Here is a 21,288-nt window from a genome sequence, read left to right as displayed (position 1 = left end):
CCTTGGCTCACACGGATAATCATGATGAAAAAAATGTCTTTGGCTCTGGCACTCTCTAGTGCTCTCCTGATAGCCCCGTTTGGTTGGGCGCAATCCATCTCTGCAACCACGCAAGATCCCATCTATCAACTTGATGATAAGTTAGTTTTAGGGCGGGTCGAAAGTGTGTATTACAGCGAAATTCCTGAGCTAAGTGACGTCCCTTTCATCGGTAAAATTGATACCGGCGCTGACACCACCTCCATGCATGCAGAAAATATCCACGTAAGCAGCAGCAATCCCCAATACAAAAATCTTAAAGATGACAAACTGCTGTGGGCAATTGTCGACGATTTAGGTGGCACGCAAGCCAAATGGGAAGCCAACAGTTTTGAACCTTATCAAGTCACCGTCAGTTTCACGATTCAGCATCCTTATACTGGCAAAGAGATCACGGTAACCGACGATCTTGAGCGCATCAGTGCTATCCGCAGTCGCACCAGCAAAAAACCGATTTTGCGTCCAACCGTAAAAATGCCGATGACGATTGCTGGGCATACGGTAGATACCGTGGTGAACCTTACCTCGCGCAAACAGTTCTCTGCCCCAATCCTGATTGGCAAAACTTACCTAGATGATAACGCGTGGGTGTTTGCTGGGTATGACTACCTGCAAGAACAACCCAACGCGAAAATGATTGGTAAGAAAGAGACGGTAGAAATCGAAGGCATTCCCTACAAAACCAGCGTTTCGACAAGCAGCCGTTACACCAACGTTCACGCTCTCGACATCAAAGTGGATAAAAAAGCCAAGCAAGTGTCGTTTACCTTAGAGGGTGAGAACGGCAAGCGCCATCCTATGACACTGCCATTGGTGCGCATGTTGAAAACTACCAAGAGCGAGAGACCTTTGGTGTATCTGCCTGTCAAGATTGACGAAAACGAAACTCAGCAATGGTTGGTGTACTTACGAGACCGCAGCAAGTTCAGTTCGCAAATCCGCCTGGGCCGAGACGTAGTGAGCCAACATTTCGTAATAGATACCGACAAAGAGAATTTGCTCGGTGGTGTGGAAAAAACCTTTAAGAGTGCACTGAAGTCCAAGCCATTGGTGATTTCACCGGAAGAGGAAGTGAACATTGATGGCTACGTGGTTCCCGCTTATCCAACCTTTACCGTGAAAACGCCATTATTACGCGTGAATGGATTTGAACTGAGTGAAAAGGGCAAAGACGAAGTCGCGACGTTCTATTTGAGCAACGAAAAAGGCAAAGAAGAAAAAATCACCAAACCCGTGCTGAAGAAACTCAAAGTCGGCGACATGGTCCGTCCTGTGGTGGAAGGTGACTTCTTGTTCGGTAACAAGGAAAAGTCGATGGAGTTTGCTATCGACGTGCTAGATAAAGATGAAGAGCAGCCGTTTTTCGTTTTCGGCCACAATATGGCTAAAGGTGGCGTGCTACTGAATACGCGCGCTGATCACTTGCTCGATGCAAAACCTTTGTTCCGAGCCGGCCACATCGAAGTGGCCGAAGTGGAAGGCATGTCTTTCCCGGTCAAACTGGACACCGGTGCGGATGTCAGTTCTATCAATGCTAAGGACATCAAACTGTTCCAAAAAGATGGCAAAGACATGGTGAGCTTTACCTACGAAAATGACCTCGGTATGCAAAAAGCCTTTACTCGCGAAGTGGTAGACGTAATGAAAATTACTGCGAAAAAAGGCGAGAAAGCAAACGTACGTCCGGTGGTGGAAATGCACGTCAAACTGGGTGACTTAGAGAAGAAAATTCGTGTGAATTTGCAAGATCGCGGACGCTTTCATTACAGCATGATTTTGGGTAAAAACTTCTTAAAGCACGGTGCGTTAGTAGCGAGTGAAACCAATTACATCGTGACGAAAAAACCAGATTACGAAAAATAGTCGAACCGTCGCCTAACCTAATTGCCAATACCCAAAGTCCGCTCTGAGAATCTTGTGGCTTTGGGTATAATTCTAGGTTTAAGATGAAGATCGCGTAAGCGTCGATGCTGCTGAATGTGCGGCATTTTTTATGCCGAAATGAATAGGAGCCAAATTGAAAACTAAGCTGATTACCCGTGAAGGTTATAACAAACTCAAGCAAGAGCACGATTACCTCTGGAATGAAAAGCGTCCAGAAATCACCAAGATCGTGACGTGGGCGGCCAGCCTTGGCGATCGTTCGGAAAATGCTGACTACACCTTCAATAAACGACTGCTGCGTCAAATCGATCGACGCGTTCGTTTTCTCAGAAAGTTTTTACCTGAAGTCACCATCGTTGATTACTCACCTCAACAAGAAGGCAAAGTCTTTTTTGGTGCTTGGGTCGAGATTGAAAACGAAGCCGGTGATGTGAAGAAGTTCCGCATTGTGGGGCCAGAAGAAATATATGGTGATGCCAAAGATTACATCTCCATTGATTCCCCTATGGCCAGAGCCATGTTGAAAAAGCAAGTGGATGAAGAATTTACCGTTCGAACGCCGGAAGGTGACAAAGAGTGGTTCATCAATTCGATTGAATACAACAAGCAAAGCGCAGAATCTTAACTTCCTCGACCTTGAAACATACTGCGAGCGAAGTGCGTTTGCCAATGATGTTGACCTATTTTTATGCGCCCTCATTTGAGGGCGCGAGCTGTATTTACTGGAGGTTTAAAATGAAAGCCGTGATTTGTGGTGCTGTGTTGATGATGGCTATTTCGCTTCCTACTGTCGCTCAAGAAGAGCTAAAAGGGTGTGATGCCAAAGCGTTTGCTCTTGAGCAGCAAATTGAATACGCCACAGTACAAGGTAATCAAAAGCGCATTGATGGATTAAAACGAGCCCTTGCTGCGATTGAGGATGAATGCTCGGAAGAAGATTTACGCGAAAAACTGCAATCAGAAGTCGAACAAAAAGCGCAAAAAGTAAAAGCTCGCGAGCTAGAATTGGCAGAGGCACAAACGTCGGGTTCGAGCGACAAAATCGAGAAAAAGCGCCGAAAGTTAGATGAAGCGCAAAAAGAATGGTTAGACGCTAAACGTGAGTTGGAATGGAATTACGGCCAGTAGGCACACCGACCTTCGCGGCGGTTAAAGCCATCTCTCATCGCGTTTTTGTGGCGTTGTTCACATCTCGAAACAAAGTCAATATCGCTAAATACTTAGGGCGGCGCGCAAATAATTTCCCAAAACCGCGTCTAAGATAAAAAGAGTAACAATTTGCACAAGCACGTTTGAAAAAACAGTGATACATTTTCGTCAATAGATGCTTCTGAAAGGATGTTTCAATGCAGGAAAATCATAAAATTTTAGTGGTTGATGACGATGCTCGTTTGCGTGCTCTGTTGGAGCGTTACCTTTCTGAGCAAGGTTTTCAAGTCCGTAGTGTAGCAAACGGCGAACAAATGGATCGCCTACTAACACGCGAAAACTTTCACCTAATGGTATTGGATTTGATGTTGCCAGGCGAAGATGGCTTGTCGATTTGTCGCCGTTTACGCCACGCCAATAACATGTTGCCAATTCTGATGCTGACAGCAAAAGGTGACGAGGTTGACCGTATTGTTGGTTTGGAAGTTGGTGCGGACGATTACCTACCTAAACCGTTCAACCCGCGTGAACTACTCGCTCGTATTAAAGCGGTTTTACGTCGCCAAACGGTTGAGCTACCGGGCGCGCCAAGTACGGAAGAAAAAGTGGTCGAGTTTGGCGAGTTTCGTTTGAATCTCGGCACGCGTGAAATGTTCCGTGGTGATGAGGCGATGCCATTAACATCGGGTGAATTTGCGGTGTTGAAATCACTGGTAACCAACGCGCGTGAGCCAATGTCGCGTGATAAGCTGATGAACATGGCGCGTGGTCGTGAATACTCGGCGATGGAGCGTTCTATCGACGTACAAATTTCTCGTCTACGCCGCATGTTGGAAGACGATCCGAGCAAACCTCGCTACATCCAGACCGTATGGGGTTTAGGTTACGTATTTGTCCCAGACGGCAAAGAGTCGTAATTCTTACTCCCTTAACCGGCAATCGGTTTTTAAAACTTCGGCCATCAAATTTTCTTCTTATTTGGTGGTCGAGGTTTTCGCAATTAGGATCATCAGGAAATTTCCATGCGAATCCGAAGTTCACTGACACAATCTATTCTACTGTTCATCTCCTTGCTTCTCGCTAGCCAAGTCTTTTCTTATTACGCCGTTTTTAACTACGCGTTGATGCCAAGCCTGCAACAGTTCAACAAAATTCTCGCTCACGAACTGAATCTGGTTCTCGATGAAGATGGCCCGCTCAAATCGGATGCACCATTGCGTCGCCAGTTATTAGAAAGGTTGGGCGTGACAGTTCACAGCATCAACAGCGAGAAGGCGGTTGAGTTTAACCATGCGATGTCGATTGATTTGATGTCGGAGGAAATGACTCAAGAGCTAGGCTCACCAACCGAAGTTCGCCTGCTGCTGGGTAGTGAAAGCTACATTTTGTGGATGCACATCGAGAAGCTGCCCAATTCCATTATTCGCATCCCGCTGTCTGAGCTGCAAGAAGAGGACTTTGCGCCGCTATTTCGCAACAGCCTGATCATGGCGCTATTAATTATCGCAGGTGGTTGGTTGTTTATTCGTTTGCAAAACCGGCCATTATTGGCGTTGCAACGAGCGGCAGAAGGCGTTGGGAGAGGGGAAATTCCCCCACCGCTACCAGAAAAAGGCGCATCGGAAATTCGTTCGGTAACTCGTGCGTTTAACCAGATGTCGAAAGGGATTCAAGAGCTCGAAGAAGACCGCGCTCTGTTAATGGCAGGCATCAGTCATGATTTACGTACGCCGCTGACGCGAATTCGTCTCGCTACTGAAATGATGTCGCCAGAAGACAGCTATTTGGCGGAAGGGATCATCAGTGACACTGAAGAGTGCAATGAGATCATCAGTCAATTTATGGATTATCTAAAGCCTGTAAACAAAGAATCGTTTGAGTCGGTTGATGTCAGCACCATCGCTAGTGACGTGGCGAGCTCTGAAGGGGGGTATGAAGTTGAGATTGAAACGGACTTGAACATGCACCTTCCTCCAGCGAAAGGCAGCCCGATTGCTATTAAGCGAGCGGTGAGTAACTTAGTTGTCAACGCACTGCGTTACGGCAACGGTTGGGTGAAAATCAGCACAGGCGTGACGGCAGACAAACAATTGGTTTGGATATGCGTAGAAGATAACGGGCCGGGGATTGAGCAGTCGCAAATCGCGAAGTTGTTCGAACCGTTTACCCGTGGTGATACGGCGCGTGGCAGCGAAGGTACTGGTCTGGGGTTAGCGATTGTAAAACGTATTGTTATCCAACATTCAGGTTCGGTGGTGATGCGTAATCGCAGTGAAGGCGGCTTGATCGCCCAAATCAGTTTCCCGACCAAATAACCCTCTAAAACCAAAAAGCCCAACCAAAAATGTGGTTGGGCTTTTTAGTTTCTAAGTACAAGTATTAAGATTCTTTCACTTCTTGAGCGACAAGTTCATCTTCTTCTGTCAGTTTTTCTGGAAGCAACAAGTTCAGCAGTATCGCGGTGATACCGCCAGCAGCCACACCAGTTGAGAAGATGCTTTTAATAAACTCAGGCATAAACTGCAGAATCTCAGGTTTCTGAGCGATACCTAACCCCATCGAGAATGACAACGCCATAATCAGAATTGCGCGGCGGTCGAGGTCAACACGCGAGATAATACGCACGCCTGCAGCGGCAATGGTACCGAACATCACGATAGTTGCACCACCAAGTACAGGTTCTGGGATCAGCTGAACAAAACTGGCCACGCCCGGGAATAGACCAAGAATCACTAACATGCCCGAGATAAAGTAACCCACGTAACGGCTTGCGACGCCCGTTAGCATGATAATGCCGTTGTTTTGACTGAAGGTAGAGTTTGGAAAGCTGTTGAATACCGCAGCGATAGCCGAGTTCAGACCGTCCGCTAATACCCCACCTTTGATGCGCTTCATGTAAATAGGGCCTTTAACAGGCTCGCCAGATACTTCAGACGTTGCGGTAATGTCGCCGATCGCTTCCAACGCCGTGATAAAGAAAATCAGCACGAGAGGGATAAATAGTGACCAGTCAAATGACAAGCCGTACTGCATCGGAATCGGTAGTGCAACGAGGTTGGTTTCCCCCAATTTTGAGGTGTCGACCATACCCATGAAGTATGCCATTACATAGCCAACTAGCATGGCAATCACGATCGAAGCCACGCGAATGTATGGGTTTTTAGAACGATTCAAAATCACAATTAACCCAAGTACGGTACCAGCGAGCGCCAGTTTGTCTAAGCTACCAAAAGTACCGTCGCCCATTGCAGCATAGCCACCACCCATAGAAACCAAGCCGACTTGGATCAGCGTCAGGCCAATCAGAGTTACGACAATGCCAGAGACGAGAGGTGTGATGATGCGACGTGCATGCTCAAGCACACGAGACAGTAAAATCTCGGCAAAAGAGGCGACTAAAATCGTACCGAAAATCGCCGCCATCATGGTGCTGATGTCCGCGCCACCTGCTTTGAGTGATAAACCCGCACCGATGATTGGACCCAAAAAGTTAAAGCTGGTGCCTTGCACCGATAGCAAGCCGGATCCGACAGGGCCAAAGGTACGGATTTGGATAAAGGAAGAAACACCAGATGCAAACAGCGACATGCTGATAATGGTGTTGGTTTGATCGGCCGGAACGCCCAAAGATTGGCAAATGATTAATGAAGGTGTAATCACCGCAACGAACATCGCCAATAAATGCTGAAGTGCAGCAAAAATCGTTTGTGGCAGTGGTGGACGATCATTTAATTGATAGACCAGTTCCGAAGATCGGTTTGAAGTTGTCATGATTTGTCTCGCTAGTCGCAATGTGTTCCCAGATCTCGCTGAATGGGAGGGCTGGGTGGAGTTGACGTCGTTACCTGTGATTGCTGTTAATCAGTGTCAACTCAGGTTGGTGAAGTGTGATGAGGCACACTCTAGAAATTTTGAGCGCGATTATAGAGAGATTTATCCAAAAAGCAATCGTTTGCTATTGGTGGCGGCACTAAAAAACGAGCCATTTGGCTCGCTTTAAGATTTACGCCTTGGAGTAGATATCACGCTCGCCTAGCCAGCGATCGATAATGGCGGCTGCATTGGTTGGGTAATTGTCGTGAATATGACGTGCAATACGTTGAACTTCGGGAATTAAGCGTTGATCTCGAACTAAATCGGCAATTTTGAAATCAGCCAAGCCTGTTTGTTTGGTGCCCAACAATTCGCCGGGCCCGCGGATCTCGAGGTCTTTCTGCGCAATAACAAAGCCATCGTTACTTTCACGCAGCACACCGAGGCGTTTTTGCGCGGTTTTCGACAGGGGGGAGTGGTACAGCAGGACACAGTGACTGGCAACCGAGCCTCGACCGACGCGGCCTCTTAACTGGTGTAATTGCGCCAAACCAAGGCGTTCAGGGTTTTCGATGATCATCAAGCTAGAGTTTGGCACGTCTACGCCAACTTCTATCACCGTCGTGGCTACGAGCAGGTGGAGCTTGTTGTCTTTAAACTCTTGCATGACAGCTTGCTTTTCGGCGGGTTTCATACGGCCATGAACTAGGCCAATTTTTACATCTGGCAGTTTGCGCTGCAGCTCTTCAGCGGTGTCTGCTGCGGCTTGCGCTTCTAACACTTCTGATTCATCGATCAGCGTACACACCCAATACGCTTGCTTGCCTTCGTTAAGACAAGCGTTTCGTACCCGCTCGACAATGTCGTCACGTTTGGTATCTGGAATGGCGACGGTTTGAATCGGCGTTCGGCCTGGTGGTAATTCGTCTATCACCGACGTTTCCAAATCAGCATACGCTGTCATTGCTAGCGTGCGAGGAATCGGAGTCGCCGTCATGATGAGCTGATGCGGATACGCGCCTTGTTTTGCCCCTTTCTCACGTAACTCTAATCGCTGATGGACGCCGAAGCGGTGCTGCTCATCAATGATGACTAAAGCTAGGTGATGAAATTCCACATGTTCTTGGAAGAGGGCGTGAGTGCCCACTATCATTTGCGCTTCACCGCTGGCAATGCGAGCCAGTTCCGTCTCTTTGGCTTTGCCCTTGAGCTTACCAGCAAGCCAGCCCACTTGAATGCCCATGGCTTCAAACCAGTTGGCGAAATTGATGGCGTGTTGTTCGGCGAGCAGCTCAGTTGGTGCCATTAGTGCGACCTGATAACCGTGCTCGATAGCTCGAACCGCAGCCAGTGCCGCGACGAGGGTTTTCCCTGAGCCTACGTCACCTTGGACAAGACGCATCATTGGATGCGGCTTTTCGAGGTCGGATTCAATCTCTTTCACCACGCGTGCTTGAGCATTGGTCGGAGAAAATGGCAGTTGCGCCAACAGCTGTTTTTTCAGTTTGTCACATGGTGCGAGCGGTAAGGCGATATCTTGCTGGCCTTTGCTGCGAACCGCCAACATCGACAAGTTCTGAGCGAGCAATTCTTCCATGATCAAACGGATTTGAGCGGGGTGCTTACCTTCATCAAATTCATCTAAATTAATGGTTGGCGGCGGGCGATGAATGGTGTGCAACGCCTGCGACATAGTAATCTGATGGTTATACAAGCCAGAAGGTAGCAATTCTTGCACTGCTGCTTTATCGAGTAGCACCAATGCTTGCTCAGTAAGATTACGTAAGGTGATTTGACGCAGGCCATCTGTGGTTGGATAAACCGGGGTTAAGCTTTGTTCCACATCTGGCTTTTGTTCACTGGCGTAAAATTTGTAGTCAGGGTGCACAATTTCCAGCCCCATACCACCACGCTTAATTTCTCCGTAAGCGTGTACTAACTTACCCTGTGAAAAATTGTTCTTCATCGCTGCAGTAAAGTTGAAAAAACGCAGCGTGATGGTGCCATTGCCGTCACTGATTTTGACTGTCAGCATTTTGCGTTTACCAAAAATGGTATCGACGGTCATGACTTTGCCTTGTACTGCAGCCCAAAGGCCTGCGTGCAGTTTGGCAATAGGATAAATGCGGGTGCGATCTTCGTAGCGTAGAGGCAGGTGGAACAACAAATCTTGAACGCTATGCAAGCCGACTTTAGCGAGTTTTTCTGCGACTTTGGCGCCAACTCCTGATAGAGAAGTTAAAGGAACAGCAGATAGCATTTGGGCAGACATAGAAAGCTCAAGAAAATGGTTAACATAGCAGTATGTTAACCATTGAGCTGTGTTTTTGTACAGGAAAAACTATAAGAAGTGGCGTAGAAAGCGAGGGCTTTCGACGTTATGTTTCAGCTTAAGCTTTTTGCATCTCTTGCCACCATGCCTCATCTGCGATGATTTGACCTTCATCGTCGAGTGGCGGGTATTCCAGTTTCTTGCGTTTCGCTACTTTGGCAAGCACTGGGTGACCACGTTCAAATAAGATGCGATGAATGGTTTCTTTTGGTAGTGCGCTTTCTTCTCGATCATACATGCCTGCCGCTTCACGTTGGCGTTGTGCTTCGTAAAGAATCACAGCACTGGCGACTGAGACATTCAAAGACTGCACCATACCGATCATTGGGATAATGATGTCTTGATCGGCGAGCTTTTTCGCTTGTTCAGACGCGCCAATTTTTTCACTGCCCAGGATGATTGCGGTCGGTTTGGTGTAGTCGATTTCACGAAAATCGACTGCGGTGTCCGATAAGTTGGTCACCAATACTTGCATGCCTTGGGCTTTTAGCTCGGTAATGGCGGTTTCAATCGAGTTGTGAGTTTCTACTTCAACCCAGTTACGAGCACCTGCAGAAGTGTGGGTTAAAGTGCGCATTTTATCAGGCCAGATAGCATGTACTTTGTGCAAACCCGTGGCGTCAGCCGTACGAATAACGGCAGAGACGTTGTTAGGTTTGTGAACTTCTTCTAGGCACAAAGTAAGGTCGGTTTGGCGTGCTTTCAGCACCTGATGGATACGGTGGTAACGTTCTAAATTCATAGTAAATAAATAGGGTATAAAAAAATCGCCACCCAGTGTGAGTGGGTGGCGATGAGTTTAGTTCTTTCTTCGTCTGACTCGGGTCGCCTGCGGCATAGCTTTGATTTTTCGCATGATACCTGCAAGGTGGACACGATCTTTGGTGGTCAGCAGAACGGTGACAGTATACAGTCGGCCATCACGTTCTTCGGTCGACAGGCCATGGATATTGGAGCCTGTTTTCGAAATCACGTTGGTCAATTCTGCCAGAGCACCTTGGTGGTTGAGCATGTCTACTTTCAGTTCTGCGATAAACTCTTTGTCGTAATCGTCAGACCACGCAACGGCCATGTATTTGTCCGGCTCTTTTTGGTAACCGCGCACATTTGGACACGTTTCACGGTGAACAACCAAGCCACGGCCAGGAGACACATGCGCAATGATGTGGTCATCTGGAATTGGGTGACAGCAGTTAGCAAACGTCAGCAGCAAACCTTCCGCGCCACGAATTGGAAGTTTCTTCTTCGAGTCGGTTGGAATGGAACTGGTTGTCGTTAGCTCTTCAGTATCGCCCAGCAAACGACGAGCAATCACAATACTCATGAGTTCGCCTAAGCCAATTGCTGCGAGCAAATCGTCTGTGCTTTCTAAGCGCAGATCGGTCAGTACTTCTTGAATATTCTCTGGGTAGATGGAGTCAATCGAGTGACGACCCAAAGCGTGATTCAATAGGCGGCGGCCGAGCGTGATGGATTCTTCACGGCGCATGGTTTTCAGTACTTGACGAATCTTAGTGCGAGCGCGAGAAGTCACGACATAGTTCAACCAAGCGGCATTTGGACGCGCACCTGGCGCACTGATGATTTCTACTGTCTGGCCGTTCTTCAGCGCCTTACTTAGTGGGTAAGGGTTACGGTCAACACGAGCACCAACACAGGAATTACCTACATCGGTATGTACCGCGTAAGCAAAATCTACGGCTGTCGCGCCAAGTGGCAGTTCAACAATACGACCTTTTGGTGTGAAGACGTAAATCTCATCTGGAAATAGATCCGATTTTACGTTTTCAATGAATTCGAATGAGTTACCGGCACTTTGTTGTAGCTCAAGCAAGCTTTGCATCCAACGCTGCGCTTTCACTTGTGCGGTCGTGCCCGACTTATCGCCCTTGTCTTTATAAGACCAGTGCGCTGCGACACCTTTGTCCGCCATTTGATCCATATCTTCAGTACGGATCTGCACTTCAACAGGCACACCGTGTGGGCCAACCATGGAAGTGTGAAGCGATTGGTAGCCGTTTGCTTTTGGTACCGCGATGTAGTCTTTCATGCGACCTGGGCGCGGCTTATACAAGCTGTGCACTTGGCCTAGAACGCGATAACAAGTATCGGCAGTATCAACAACCACTCGGAAAGCGTAGATATCCATGATGGTGTGAAAACGCTGTTCTTTGGTTTTCATCTTGTTGTAGATGGAGAACAGGTTCTTTTCACGACCTACGACGCGTGCATTCAAACCAACATCTTGCAGTCTGCCTTCGATTTCACTGTGAATACGCTGAATCATCTCTTTGCGATTCCCGCGAGCCGCTCTCACGACTTCTTTGAGTACGCGATAACGGTTTGGGTACAGCGCTTCGAAACCCAGCTCTTCTAACTCAGTTTTGATATTGTGAATACCAAGACGATGAGCTAATGGGGCATAGATTTCTAATGTTTCACGAGCGATGCGACGTTTTTTGTCTGGTCGAAGTGCACCTAACGTGCGCATGTTGTGCGTACGGTCAGCCAGTTTGATCAGGATAACGCGGATATCTTGCACCATTGCCAGAACCATCTTGCGAAAGTTCTCAGCTTGAGCCTCTTTCCTGTCACGGAATTTGAGTTTGTCCAGTTTAGATACACCATCAACCAACTCAGCGACGGTGTTGCCGAATTTCTCTTCGAGATCTTCTTTTGTAACGTCACAGTCTTCAATGACGTCATGCAGCAAAGCAGCTTGGAGGGTTTCAATATCGAGGCGCATTTCGGCCAAGATACGAGCCACAGCGACAGGGTGGATGATGTATGGTTCACCGCTAGAGCGGGTTTGCCCTTCATGGGCATCTCTCGCTACCACATAAGATTGACGCAGAGCCTCAATTTGAGGCTCTGTTAGGTATTCTTGGGCAACGTCTTTGAGGCTATCGAATAGATACAAATTATAGGCCCGGGAGGTTGTTGAATTCTAAAGACAGAATTAACGGTTGTGAGCGATGCTGCTTACTGCCGCTAGCTCTGCCGCTTCTTGCTCTTGCTGTTCTTGACGTTCACGAGCGTCTAGAACTTCTTTAGTAATTAAACCTTCTTCGATTTCGCGTAGAGCGATAACCGTTGGCTTATCGTTCTCTTCTGGCACTAGTGCATCTTTACCGCCAGTTTGCATTTGACGAGCGCGGCGAGCCGCAATCAGTACTAGGTCGAAACGGTTGCCAACTTTTTCAACAGCGTCTTGAACAGTTACGCGTGCCATGAGGACTCCAAATAGTTAACTAAATTTTAGAATGACGAGAAAGTATACAACCTAACTACTTTATTTACTAGCAATTAGACAAGCCACAATGTGTGGGCTTTCTCTCTTGTTTATTATGGCTACTTTGCACAATACAAAGTAGCGGAAATTCTGGTTAAACAGACTGACTCTTTGGTGAGAGCTATTCTGCTAATAACGCGTCAAGCATACCTTTATATTTAGCAGCTTGTTTTTCTTCCTTCAATCTTTCTGCACGAAGGATAGCTTTAAAGTCCATTAATGCTGTGTCGAAATCATCATTCACGATGACGTAGTCATATTCGCTGTAATGTGAGATTTCCGATTTTGCTTCAGCCATGCGCTTGGCGATGACTTCTGCGCTGTCTTGACCACGAGTATTTAAACGACGTTCAAGCTCACCGTTTGAAGGTGGAAGAATGAAGATGCTTTTCGCTTCTGGCATTTGCTCACGAATTTGGCGAGCACCTTGCCAGTCGATATCTAGGAATACATCGATGCCTTTCTCTAGCGTTTCTTCAATCCATACGCGAGACGTACCGTAATAGTTGCCAAACACTTCGGCGTATTCTAGGAAGTCGCCTTTAGCAATCAGAGTTTCAAACTCTTCTTTTGCGACGAAGTGGTAGTGGACACCGTCTTCTTCACCAGGACGCATGTTGCGAGTAGTGTGAGACACAGACACTTTCATTGCGTATGTTGGATTACGTTCCAACATTGCTGAGATCAAGCTAGATTTACCTGCGCCGCTAGGTGCAGATACGATATAGAGAGTACCTTTGCCCATTGTACTGTTCCACTTTTGATTGGATTGATTGAGTGCCGAAGGAAAGTTTCGACAGTCTTATAACGATAGCACTGGCGGCAAGGAATCAGCCATTATGGAAATGGTGATTGGTGATAATCCCGCCAGAAAAATGGAGGCGAAGAGTATCATGATCTCTATGTGGTTACCAGTTGATCTTTTGGTTTGCATACCCTTCAATGACAACGGATTGAGAACTGAAAAACGACGAAAAAAGGGGAAGCTTTCACTTCCCCAGGCGTGCGACTGACTCACACTTAATTTTCGCGCCATGCTAAATGCATGACTTACCCTTGTGACTCTAGGAAATTAATCCAAGGGCCCACTGTAGGTCTAAATGTTGGCGACTCTGCTGCCCCTTTCATTGCTTGCAAAGCTTTTTCAGGTTGTTGTAGTTCAAAATACGCCATCCCCCGAATATAATCGAGCTCAGCTTTTTGATCCCTAGTTGCATTAGATGCAGCATTGCGGGTGAACTGAGTTGCTTGAGAGTACTGCTTATCCTGAATCATTAGCCGTGCAATCTGAATTTGAGTTTTCGCTGTAGGATTCATGTCATACGATTTTTTGTAAGCGATGATAGAATCGTCTAGTTCTTTAGCTTGTTGCCAAAAACTTGCTAGTCTATCTAAATTCTCTTTGGACTTCTCGATATTACCCGCGGCCATTTCCTTTTCTAAAGTTTTCGCAGCTTTGTAAGGAATTCCTTGATATGCCAAGAAGTTTACAAAGCGAAGATACTCTTTCTCACCCTCTAGTTTCCCCATTTTGTAAACCATTTCCAGAGTCGCTAAAGAATTGCGCTCTTGGCCTAACTCCATGTAAATACCAGACAGTTGCATCCAGTAGCGTTTTTTCTCTGGGTACTTCGAAGTTAGAGTTTTTAAAACGCTTGCCACACTTTTTAGTTGCCCCAACTCGTAGTGAGATGCGACGAGGATGAGATACCAAGATTCACTTGGATTTTTGCTCATTTCGATCGCTTTCTTTGTCGGAGGGATCGCCTTGCGATAGTCCTCCAACTGAACGTAAGCACTTGCAAGAGTGATGTACGCATGAGCTTGAGGTTTTTCTTGAGTTGTCTCTGCGACTTTGAACCATTCGTTCATCGTGTTTACAGATTGCTTGTACTTTTCTTCAGCAAGGTACAATTGCGCTAGGCTATAACGTACTTGCTGAGCGACTGGTACTGGCAGCGCGTCGAGTTTTAAAGCTTCTGCAAAGTATTTGGCAGCTTGAACATAGTTGTCTTGCAAAGAATATAAAAAACCAGTTTGTTGCAATAGCACAGCTCGGTCGTATTTCTTTGAACCGCTGCTGTCCAATGCATCAGCGAGTTTCTCTTTCGCTGCAGAGTACTTTTCGGTTGCGATTAACTCTTGAACTTTGTTGACTGTACGAAATGTACGGTCTGATAACTGAGGAGCTTCTTTCGCCAATGAAGGAGCGGCGGATGCCACCCCAACAAGGAGAATTAAAGAAGCCACTCTGCTTTTCCATAAACTTTTCATAGCGACTCCTTAGTTGGTTGAAAACTCTATTTCTTGCGATAAGCGCGCACTAACAGGTTTTCCATCAACCAATTTAGGTTTGAATGTCCATTTCGATACGGTTTTTCTCGCTGCTTGACCCAGTCCTAATCGGCGAGGTGTTTCTTTTAGAACTTTTATGTCTTCAACAGCTCCTCGAGCATTAACCGTAAATTCCAATAATACGACGCCTTTTTCTATACCAGCTTTCGCCGCTTTTCTTGGCATTTGAGGTTGGAATGTTGCCAGTGGTGTAGGACCGCCACTTCCGACCATTTGAGCTCCGCCACCTTGGCTATAGTGACCGAGAACTGAGCCACCAGTGACGTTAACTGGTAGATCGAGTTTTGGCATATCCATTGGAACTTGGTCCATCACCGGTTTTACTGTCGACGTCACCTTCATTTCTGGTGGCGGCGGCGGACGCTTAGGTGGTGGAGGTTTCGGGAGTTCGCGTTTTTTCTCCTGTACTTTTTCGTCCGGTTTAATGCGAATGAAATCGACCATACGCTGATCATCATTCGACACTAGCTCGTGGCGCTCTTTGTTTACCAGCTTGTCCATCCCCCAGAACAATCCGAGGGAGACAATGAGCGCCAGTGCAATTGAGGCCAGATACCGCATAAGCTTAATCCTTATTCGTTGCGGCAATGGAGATGCTTTCGACACCTGCCATCTTAATCTGGTCCATAACCTTCACGACTACCCCTGCATTGGCCTCGGTATCCGCTTGGATAACAACAGCGCCATCAGGGCTTTCTGCGCGAAGACGTTCGATGTTGGCGCGAACAGCGTCGACTTCAATGCGTCGTTTATCAACCCATACGTCTCCAGCGGCACCGATGGCAACCATAATGTTCCCTTTCTTCACGGTTTGTGCTGAGCTTGCTGTTGGGCGGTTTACTTCCAAACCTGCTTCTTTAACGAACGATGTTGTTACGATAAAGAAGATCAACATGATGAATACGATGTCGAGCATCGGTGTCATATCGATAGCTGTTTCGTCACTGCTATCACTGCTATAGCGTCTTTTCATGACCTATACCTCTAATTCCATTTACTCAGGCAATATGCTTTAACTTATCTTCCAGCTTTTGCGTTGTGACTTTGGCTAAATGATCAAGACGTGAACTAAAGAACAGTCCTGACAGAGAAGCCACCATCCCGGCTAAAGTTGGGATTGTTGCCTTTGAGATCCCCGAGGCCATTGCTCGAGGGCTTCCTGTTCCGGTTACCGCTAAGATGTCGAATACTTGGATCATGCCGACTACGGTGCCGAGCAGGCCAAGTAGGGGACAAAGCGCAATCAGTACTTTGACGATTGGTAGCCCCTTTTTATTCTCAATATCCTGACGAGATACAATTTCTTGTCGGATCATCTTTGCGTTCCAGCTTTGATGTTCTGAACGCTCACTCCAAAGAGTCACGGCTTTTTTCGCGGCTCTTGGAGCGACGGCGGCAAAGTAGAACCAGCGTTCTAGCAACACTGCCCACAACATGAAGCTGAGGATGAAGATAGCGACGAGTACATCGCCACCCATTCCCAAGAAGCGCCTAATTGATTCAAGTTCTCCAACTAACCACCACATAACGCCTCCTTAGCTTTCGGCTTTATGTAGTTTTTCCTGATAGCGAGCGATGAAACCTGCACTCTGTTCTTCAAGAGTTTGAACCAAACGACGACCTTTACTGTGTACGATGGTGTAAAGGAACAGTAGAGGAATTGCGACAACCAGACCTAGCATGGTGGTTACCAATGCTTCAGAAATACCGCCAGCCATTAGTTTCGGATCGCCGGTACCAAATAGCGTGATTGCCTGGAAGGTACCGATCATACCCATTACTGTACCTAGTAGACCCAGTAGTGGTGCTACAGAAGCAAACAGTTTGATTGAGCTGATAAAGCGTTCAATGCTTGGTGCATTGCGTAGGATGATTTCGTCCAACTTCGCTTCCAGATCTTCAAGGTTGTCGCCCTTGTGATCTTGGTAAGCTTGGATAACTTCACCCAGAGGGTTGCCAGGGATAACTGTGTCTGATTTCGCCTGTTTACGCATTTTGCCACCGATGATCTGAAGGCGTAGGAAGCACAATAGCGCGATGATGACACCAACAGCGCCCATTGCTAGGATGACGTAACCAACGATACCGCCTTGGTCAATACGCTCCTGAACGGTAGGGCTCTGTACTAGTAGCGATAGAATTACGCCACGAGATGGATCAAGGAATAGCGGCTCATAATTGCCTTTTGCTGATTCAAAACCAGCCACTTGGCTTGTGATGTTCTTGCTTGGCTGACGTGATAGTTCTTCGAACTTGCCAGTTTGAGGTACGTAAATGACGTATTTGCCATCTGCAATTGCGTTAAATTCACCTACTAGCGTTACGTCGCGAACGGCTTCTTTACCTTCACCGTAAACAACCGTTGCTTGTGTTGTTGATGTATCACCAGATACGACAACTTGTTGAAGAATAGTGTGCCAGAATGCTTCTAGCTCTTGAGTTGATGGTAGTTCTTTACTTTCTGCTAATTTAGTTAGCAGCGCATCACGCTCTGGGAACTGAACGGCGTTTTGTGAAGCTGCAAATAGGCCTTTAAATTCACCTGCGTACTGACGAACTACACCAAACATCTCACCTAGAGTACCTGAACGAACACGCAGTGTTTCGGTTAGTTCAGTCAGTTGTTTGTCGTTTTCGTCGAACGTTGCTTTTAGCTGATCACCCAGTGCTTGTTGTGCGGCAAGCTCATCGCGCGCTTGTTGCAGTAATACGGCTTGTTGGTCACGATCGCGTTTGAACACAGCTTCGCGTTCTTTGTTTTCTTTTGATTCAACAATGCTTTCTGATTTTACGTTTTTTAGTAGTTCAGAAAGTGTTTGTGGGGTTTCAGCTTGAACGCCAGAAACCATAAATAAGCTGGCTAGTAGACCAGCGGCTAGAGTTTTGAATCCTTTCATCTCTTATTCCTCCCCAGCAAATACAGGCAATTTGATTAGCGCTGGTGGCGCTTGCTTCTTCGCAATACGAAGGCCTTGCTGTACCGCAATACGGTAGCTTTCAGGTAGTGTCTCCCATTGACGTGTTTGTTGGTTCCACATACCTGTTTCACCGCCGTCTGGAGATTGGAATAGAAGTGCTGTGCGACCAATACGTAAGAAATCGTACGTTACGATTTCGCCGTTACGATCTAAGCTCGCTTTGTAAGACTCAATTGAGCGAGAGAAGCCTTCTTCAATTTGGTACGCTTCCATCACTTTACGGAATTTCTCAGAAGTCGTTACGTCTGCGCGATCCATCAGGCGGCGTAACTCTTGAACGCGTTTGTTGCGTTCTTCTTTTTGGAAAGGCAAATCGAGTGTAACGAACTCATCTAGCGCATCGATCATTTTTAGTGTTAGAGGAACAACTTCTGTTGCCGTTTGATCGATTTGAGCAATTTGGTTATTCAATGAGTCCAGTTCGCCTTGTTGCGATTGAACCATTCGATTAATTTGCTCGTTGTAGACTTTCATACTATCGATTTGACGAAGTAAGCCCTTATATTCTGCCAACATACCTTCTGTGCTTTCAGCGTAAGTATCGATTTTTTGCTGAGAAGCTTCAGAGGATTGATTCGATTTTGCTTGGGTTGAAACTACGGTGCCGGAGTCGGCAGCAACGGCGTTGCTACCTATAGCAAGTAATGCTGTAGCAATGGCACTGAGACCAAATTCCTTGAATTTCATGGTGCATCCTTGTCAGTGTTTAAGTCAGTCAAAAGGGCGCGGAAAATCCGCGCCAAATATTTTTAGAAGTCGTATGACGCTTCGATGTAAAGTTGACGGCCGATTGGGTCGTCATAACCATTCGCGTAGAACGGTGAAGTATCACTTAGAGGATCTGCTGGTGGAGTTTTGTCAAACATGTTGATTGCACCAACTGTCACACGACCACTTTCGTTGAATTGGTATGAAGCCGTTAGGTTCCATGTTGTCATGCTTGCAATTTCAGCTTTGTAACCTGCCTTTTTAGCCGCATCACAATCATCGAAGTAGTAGCGGTTTGCATAGCTAGAACACATACGGTCACGGTACTTACCAAATAGGTTGACTGCTACGTCCTCGTAAGCCCAACCTAGGTTTAGAGTTGCAGTGTACTCAGGCATGAAATCTGTTTCATCAGTCACTGGTTCACTGTCGTTCTCTTGGTATTCTGCGATCAGAATCTTAGTTACGGCAACGCGAGTATTGAATGAACCAAACTCGTTAGTGTCGTAAGCATAAGTTACTGCAAGGTCGATACCTGAACGCTCTTCATATGATTGGTTTACAGGGCCGTAAGAAACAGACTTGATTGTTCCATCTGCATTACGAACAACTTCAGTGCCAGGGTATTTACCCGGATCGTTGATAACATCTTGGTAACTCGGTGCAGTTACTACATCTTCCATCTTGATGTGGTACCAATCCACCGTCAGACCAAGATCATCGACTGGTTCCCAAGCAAGTCCTAAGTTGATGTTCGTACTAGTCTCTTCTTTCAGTTCAGAGTTTGGACCATTTAGCGTGTCAAAGTACTGAGTATCACACTCTGGGTACTTATCTTTGTCTTGTGGGCCACTACCGCCAGCTTGTGCACAAAGAACAGGGTCAAAACCAGAGCCAAAGCCACGAGTTTGTTCACCGAATAGACGCTTCAAATCTGGAGCTCGGAAACCTAGGCCGTAGCTACCACGTAGTAAAAGAGTGTCGATAGGACGATACGCAAGAGCCACTTTAGGTGTGAATGCACCACCAGTTGCGGAGTCATCAAAGTAGTGGTCATAACGACCTGCGATGGTCATTTCTAAATCTTCAATGATCGGAATAAGCGCTTCTACACCCAGGCCGATTTGATCTCGGTCACCACCGCCTGAAGTTCCACCAAGACCGGAGAAACCACCCGCTGCAGTTGTAGCATCAATGCTTTCATTGTAATCAGTACGGTTCCACTCACCATACACAGCGAAGCCTGACATACCTGCTGGCAATTCAATCAAGTCTCCAGAGAGAGAGCCATTTAGCGAGTAAAGTTTTGAGTAGGCTTCTTTGGTTGAAGTGCCACTGTATTGGTTTACGACATCTTGAGAAATTGGACCGAGAAGGTCTACGGTGCCATTTTGAACGGCTTCATCAAGAGTTAGATAAATTGCTGGGTTACTAGTTTCAACGGTTTGCTCAGAGTATCCTGCTGAAACATCCCAGTCGTAAGCGTCAGCTAGAAGACCGTTTAAACCAAAGGTTAAACCGAAAGAATCTGCTTCAGTGTTACTTTCACGAGGGCCAAACTCAACCATACGACGCGTGTATTCACCCGCGCCACGGAAGTGAGTGTCATCTACGATTACGCTGTACGGGTTTGGCTCGAACTGAGACTCAGTCGATTTGTAACCGAAACGAGCTTCTGCCATTGCAGTAACGTTGTCGTTGATGTCCATCTCACCACGTAGAAGAAGGTCAACTTGCTTGTTTTCTGGTTTTAGTGTTCGATCTGCTGAACGGTTATATCCGCATTTACCATCAGCACGGTCGACACCTGCTTCACCTACAACCTCTTTACATGAAGAGCCTACATCCGCAGGTGTTAAGTGGGTACCGTTATCACCGTAGAAGTTTGCACCGTAGCTTGAGTAACCACTAATTTGAGAACGTTTAGATGCATCATTGCCTGCCCAGTCATCACGATCTGACTGTTTAAGCATTTCGTTGCCCGCAAACTGACCAACGAACAGAATGCGTTTGTCTTCAAAGTCTTTGCCAGCTACCACATCCAAACGGCCGTTTTGGTAGTCACCGTCAGTTGCATCGCCCGCGCGTACTTTTACTGAAACGCCGTCGAAGTCTTTCTTCAAAATGAAGTTTACAACGCCGCCGATTGCATCAGAACCGTAGATTGCAGAGCCAGAGTCAGTCATCACTTCGACACGTTCAATTGCTGCTACTGGGATTTGACCAATGTCTTGGAAGTTTGATGTGCCGTTTTGCGCTAGAGGGTATTGTGGCAAACGACGACCGTCGATCAAAATTAACGTACGAGATGCGCCAAGACCGCGTAAGTTTACTGACTGTGCTGCAGGAGTAAATGAGAAAGAGTTGGTTTGAGCCATCACACCACCGGTGTTTTGAGTCAAACTGTTTAGCACGTCTTGAGCGCTATTAAAGCCTTTAGATTCAATATCTTTACTATTAATAACTGTAACTGGTGAAGGACCTTCCATATCCGTCGTGGAGATACGCGAACCAGTAACTTTCATCTTTTGAAGTTTTTCAACTTGTTGCTCTTCTGCCTGTGCTGTTAGAGGGGCCACTGCTGCCGCTGTCCCCAAAGCAAGACTGATCGCAACAGATAAAGCGGTTGTGTTTTTATACATCCTTGTTGCTCCGATTATTATTATTTCCTATGTCTGGTCGCATAGCGACCAAATGTGACGTTAATATTTCGTTAACGGTCGGCCAATGTATAACCG

The 21,288-nt window shown here is 46.8% G+C and carries 18 protein-coding genes; 5 read left to right on the top strand and 13 right to left on the bottom strand.

Translation table 11 applies throughout. The features are described 5' to 3' along the window. Positions 1-21 precede the first annotated feature (21 nt). The 5 genes from ACF8EG_RS09455 to envZ all read left to right on the top strand — a co-directional run bounded on the left by ACF8EG_RS09455 (position 22) and on the right by envZ (position 5,387). The gene (locus tag ACF8EG_RS09455; protein WP_017449063.1) at positions 22-1,902 is read left to right on the top strand and encodes a RimK/LysX family protein; all 1,881 of its coding nucleotides are present in this window, start codon (positions 22-24) and stop codon (positions 1,900-1,902) included. Positions 1,903-2,056: 154 nt separating this feature from the next. Beyond that, a complete protein-coding gene (gene greB / locus ACF8EG_RS09450) occupies positions 2,057-2,548 on the top strand; it encodes a transcription elongation factor GreB (RefSeq protein WP_005458979.1) in 492 nt (163 codons plus the stop codon). Between the two features lie 110 nt (positions 2,549-2,658). Continuing rightward, positions 2,659-3,051 (top strand): DUF1090 domain-containing protein, encoded by a 393-nt coding sequence (locus ACF8EG_RS09445; protein WP_025510651.1) that lies wholly within the window; start codon positions 2,659-2,661, stop codon positions 3,049-3,051. A gap of 218 nt (positions 3,052-3,269) precedes the next feature. Continuing rightward, positions 3,270-3,989 (top strand): two-component system response regulator OmpR, encoded by a 720-nt coding sequence (ompR, locus tag ACF8EG_RS09440; protein ID WP_005459027.1) that lies wholly within the window; start codon positions 3,270-3,272, stop codon positions 3,987-3,989. Positions 3,990-4,094: 105 nt separating this feature from the next. After that, the gene (envZ, locus tag ACF8EG_RS09435) at positions 4,095-5,387 is read left to right on the top strand and encodes a two-component system sensor histidine kinase EnvZ (protein WP_005459014.1); all 1,293 of its coding nucleotides are present in this window, start codon (positions 4,095-4,097) and stop codon (positions 5,385-5,387) included. Between the two features lie 64 nt (positions 5,388-5,451). Here the strand turns inward: envZ and ACF8EG_RS09430 are convergent, their stop codons facing one another. The 13 genes from ACF8EG_RS09430 to ACF8EG_RS09370 form a co-directional block, all read right to left on the bottom strand. Beyond that, a complete protein-coding gene (locus tag ACF8EG_RS09430) occupies positions 5,452-6,843 on the bottom strand; it encodes a uracil-xanthine permease family protein (RefSeq protein WP_005459007.1) in 1,392 nt (463 codons plus the stop codon). A 232-nt stretch (positions 6,844-7,075) separates the two neighbouring features. Next, positions 7,076-9,157, bottom strand: coding sequence for an ATP-dependent DNA helicase RecG (gene recG / locus ACF8EG_RS09425; protein ID WP_025533997.1), 2,082 nt, complete (start codon positions 9,155-9,157; stop codon positions 7,076-7,078). A gap of 118 nt (positions 9,158-9,275) precedes the next feature. Then, positions 9,276-9,959: a tRNA (guanosine(18)-2'-O)-methyltransferase TrmH gene (gene trmH, locus ACF8EG_RS09420; RefSeq protein ID WP_005478720.1), complete on the bottom strand. Its 684-nt coding sequence runs from the start codon at positions 9,957-9,959 to the stop codon at positions 9,276-9,278. A 57-nt stretch (positions 9,960-10,016) separates the two neighbouring features. After that, positions 10,017-12,137, bottom strand: a complete 2,121-nt coding sequence (gene spoT, locus ACF8EG_RS09415; protein ID WP_005459012.1) for a bifunctional GTP diphosphokinase/guanosine-3',5'-bis pyrophosphate 3'-pyrophosphohydrolase — start codon at positions 12,135-12,137, stop codon at positions 10,017-10,019. A 39-nt stretch (positions 12,138-12,176) separates the two neighbouring features. Next, positions 12,177-12,449 (bottom strand): DNA-directed RNA polymerase subunit omega, encoded by a 273-nt coding sequence (gene rpoZ, locus ACF8EG_RS09410; protein ID WP_005379346.1) that lies wholly within the window; start codon positions 12,447-12,449, stop codon positions 12,177-12,179. A 181-nt stretch (positions 12,450-12,630) separates the two neighbouring features. Continuing rightward, entirely contained in the window at positions 12,631-13,254 is a 624-nt protein-coding gene (gmk, locus tag ACF8EG_RS09405; RefSeq protein WP_005496750.1) for a guanylate kinase, read from the bottom strand. A gap of 305 nt (positions 13,255-13,559) precedes the next feature. Next, positions 13,560-14,783, bottom strand: a complete 1,224-nt coding sequence (locus tag ACF8EG_RS09400; RefSeq protein ID WP_021448982.1) for a lipopolysaccharide assembly protein LapB — start codon at positions 14,781-14,783, stop codon at positions 13,560-13,562. Between the two features lie 9 nt (positions 14,784-14,792). Continuing rightward, the gene (locus tag ACF8EG_RS09395; protein ID WP_024700318.1) at positions 14,793-15,425 is read right to left on the bottom strand and encodes an energy transducer TonB; all 633 of its coding nucleotides are present in this window, start codon (positions 15,423-15,425) and stop codon (positions 14,793-14,795) included. A 4-nt stretch (positions 15,426-15,429) separates the two neighbouring features. Next, positions 15,430-15,837, bottom strand: coding sequence for a biopolymer transporter ExbD (locus tag ACF8EG_RS09390; protein WP_005458951.1), 408 nt, complete (start codon positions 15,835-15,837; stop codon positions 15,430-15,432). 25 nt (positions 15,838-15,862) lie between these two features. Next, positions 15,863-16,390, bottom strand: coding sequence for a MotA/TolQ/ExbB proton channel family protein (locus tag ACF8EG_RS09385; protein WP_005458945.1), 528 nt, complete (start codon positions 16,388-16,390; stop codon positions 15,863-15,865). A gap of 9 nt (positions 16,391-16,399) precedes the next feature. Then, a complete protein-coding gene (locus tag ACF8EG_RS09380; protein ID WP_069506360.1) occupies positions 16,400-17,761 on the bottom strand; it encodes a MotA/TolQ/ExbB proton channel family protein in 1,362 nt (453 codons plus the stop codon). 3 nt (positions 17,762-17,764) lie between these two features. Next, a complete protein-coding gene (locus ACF8EG_RS09375) occupies positions 17,765-18,529 on the bottom strand; it encodes a DUF3450 domain-containing protein (RefSeq protein WP_017449072.1) in 765 nt (254 codons plus the stop codon). Between the two features lie 62 nt (positions 18,530-18,591). Next, positions 18,592-21,192: a TonB-dependent siderophore receptor gene (locus tag ACF8EG_RS09370; RefSeq protein WP_045605495.1), complete on the bottom strand. Its 2,601-nt coding sequence runs from the start codon at positions 21,190-21,192 to the stop codon at positions 18,592-18,594. Between the last annotated feature and the right edge of the window lie 96 nt (positions 21,193-21,288).

The sequence above is a fragment of the Vibrio sp. YQ_11 genome (genome assembly GCF_043103065.1).
GTDB lineage: Bacteria > Pseudomonadota > Gammaproteobacteria > Enterobacterales > Vibrionaceae > Vibrio > Vibrio parahaemolyticus.
The sequence above is the reverse complement of the archived record's forward strand: the minus strand, read 5'-3'. Positions and strand labels throughout refer to the sequence as shown.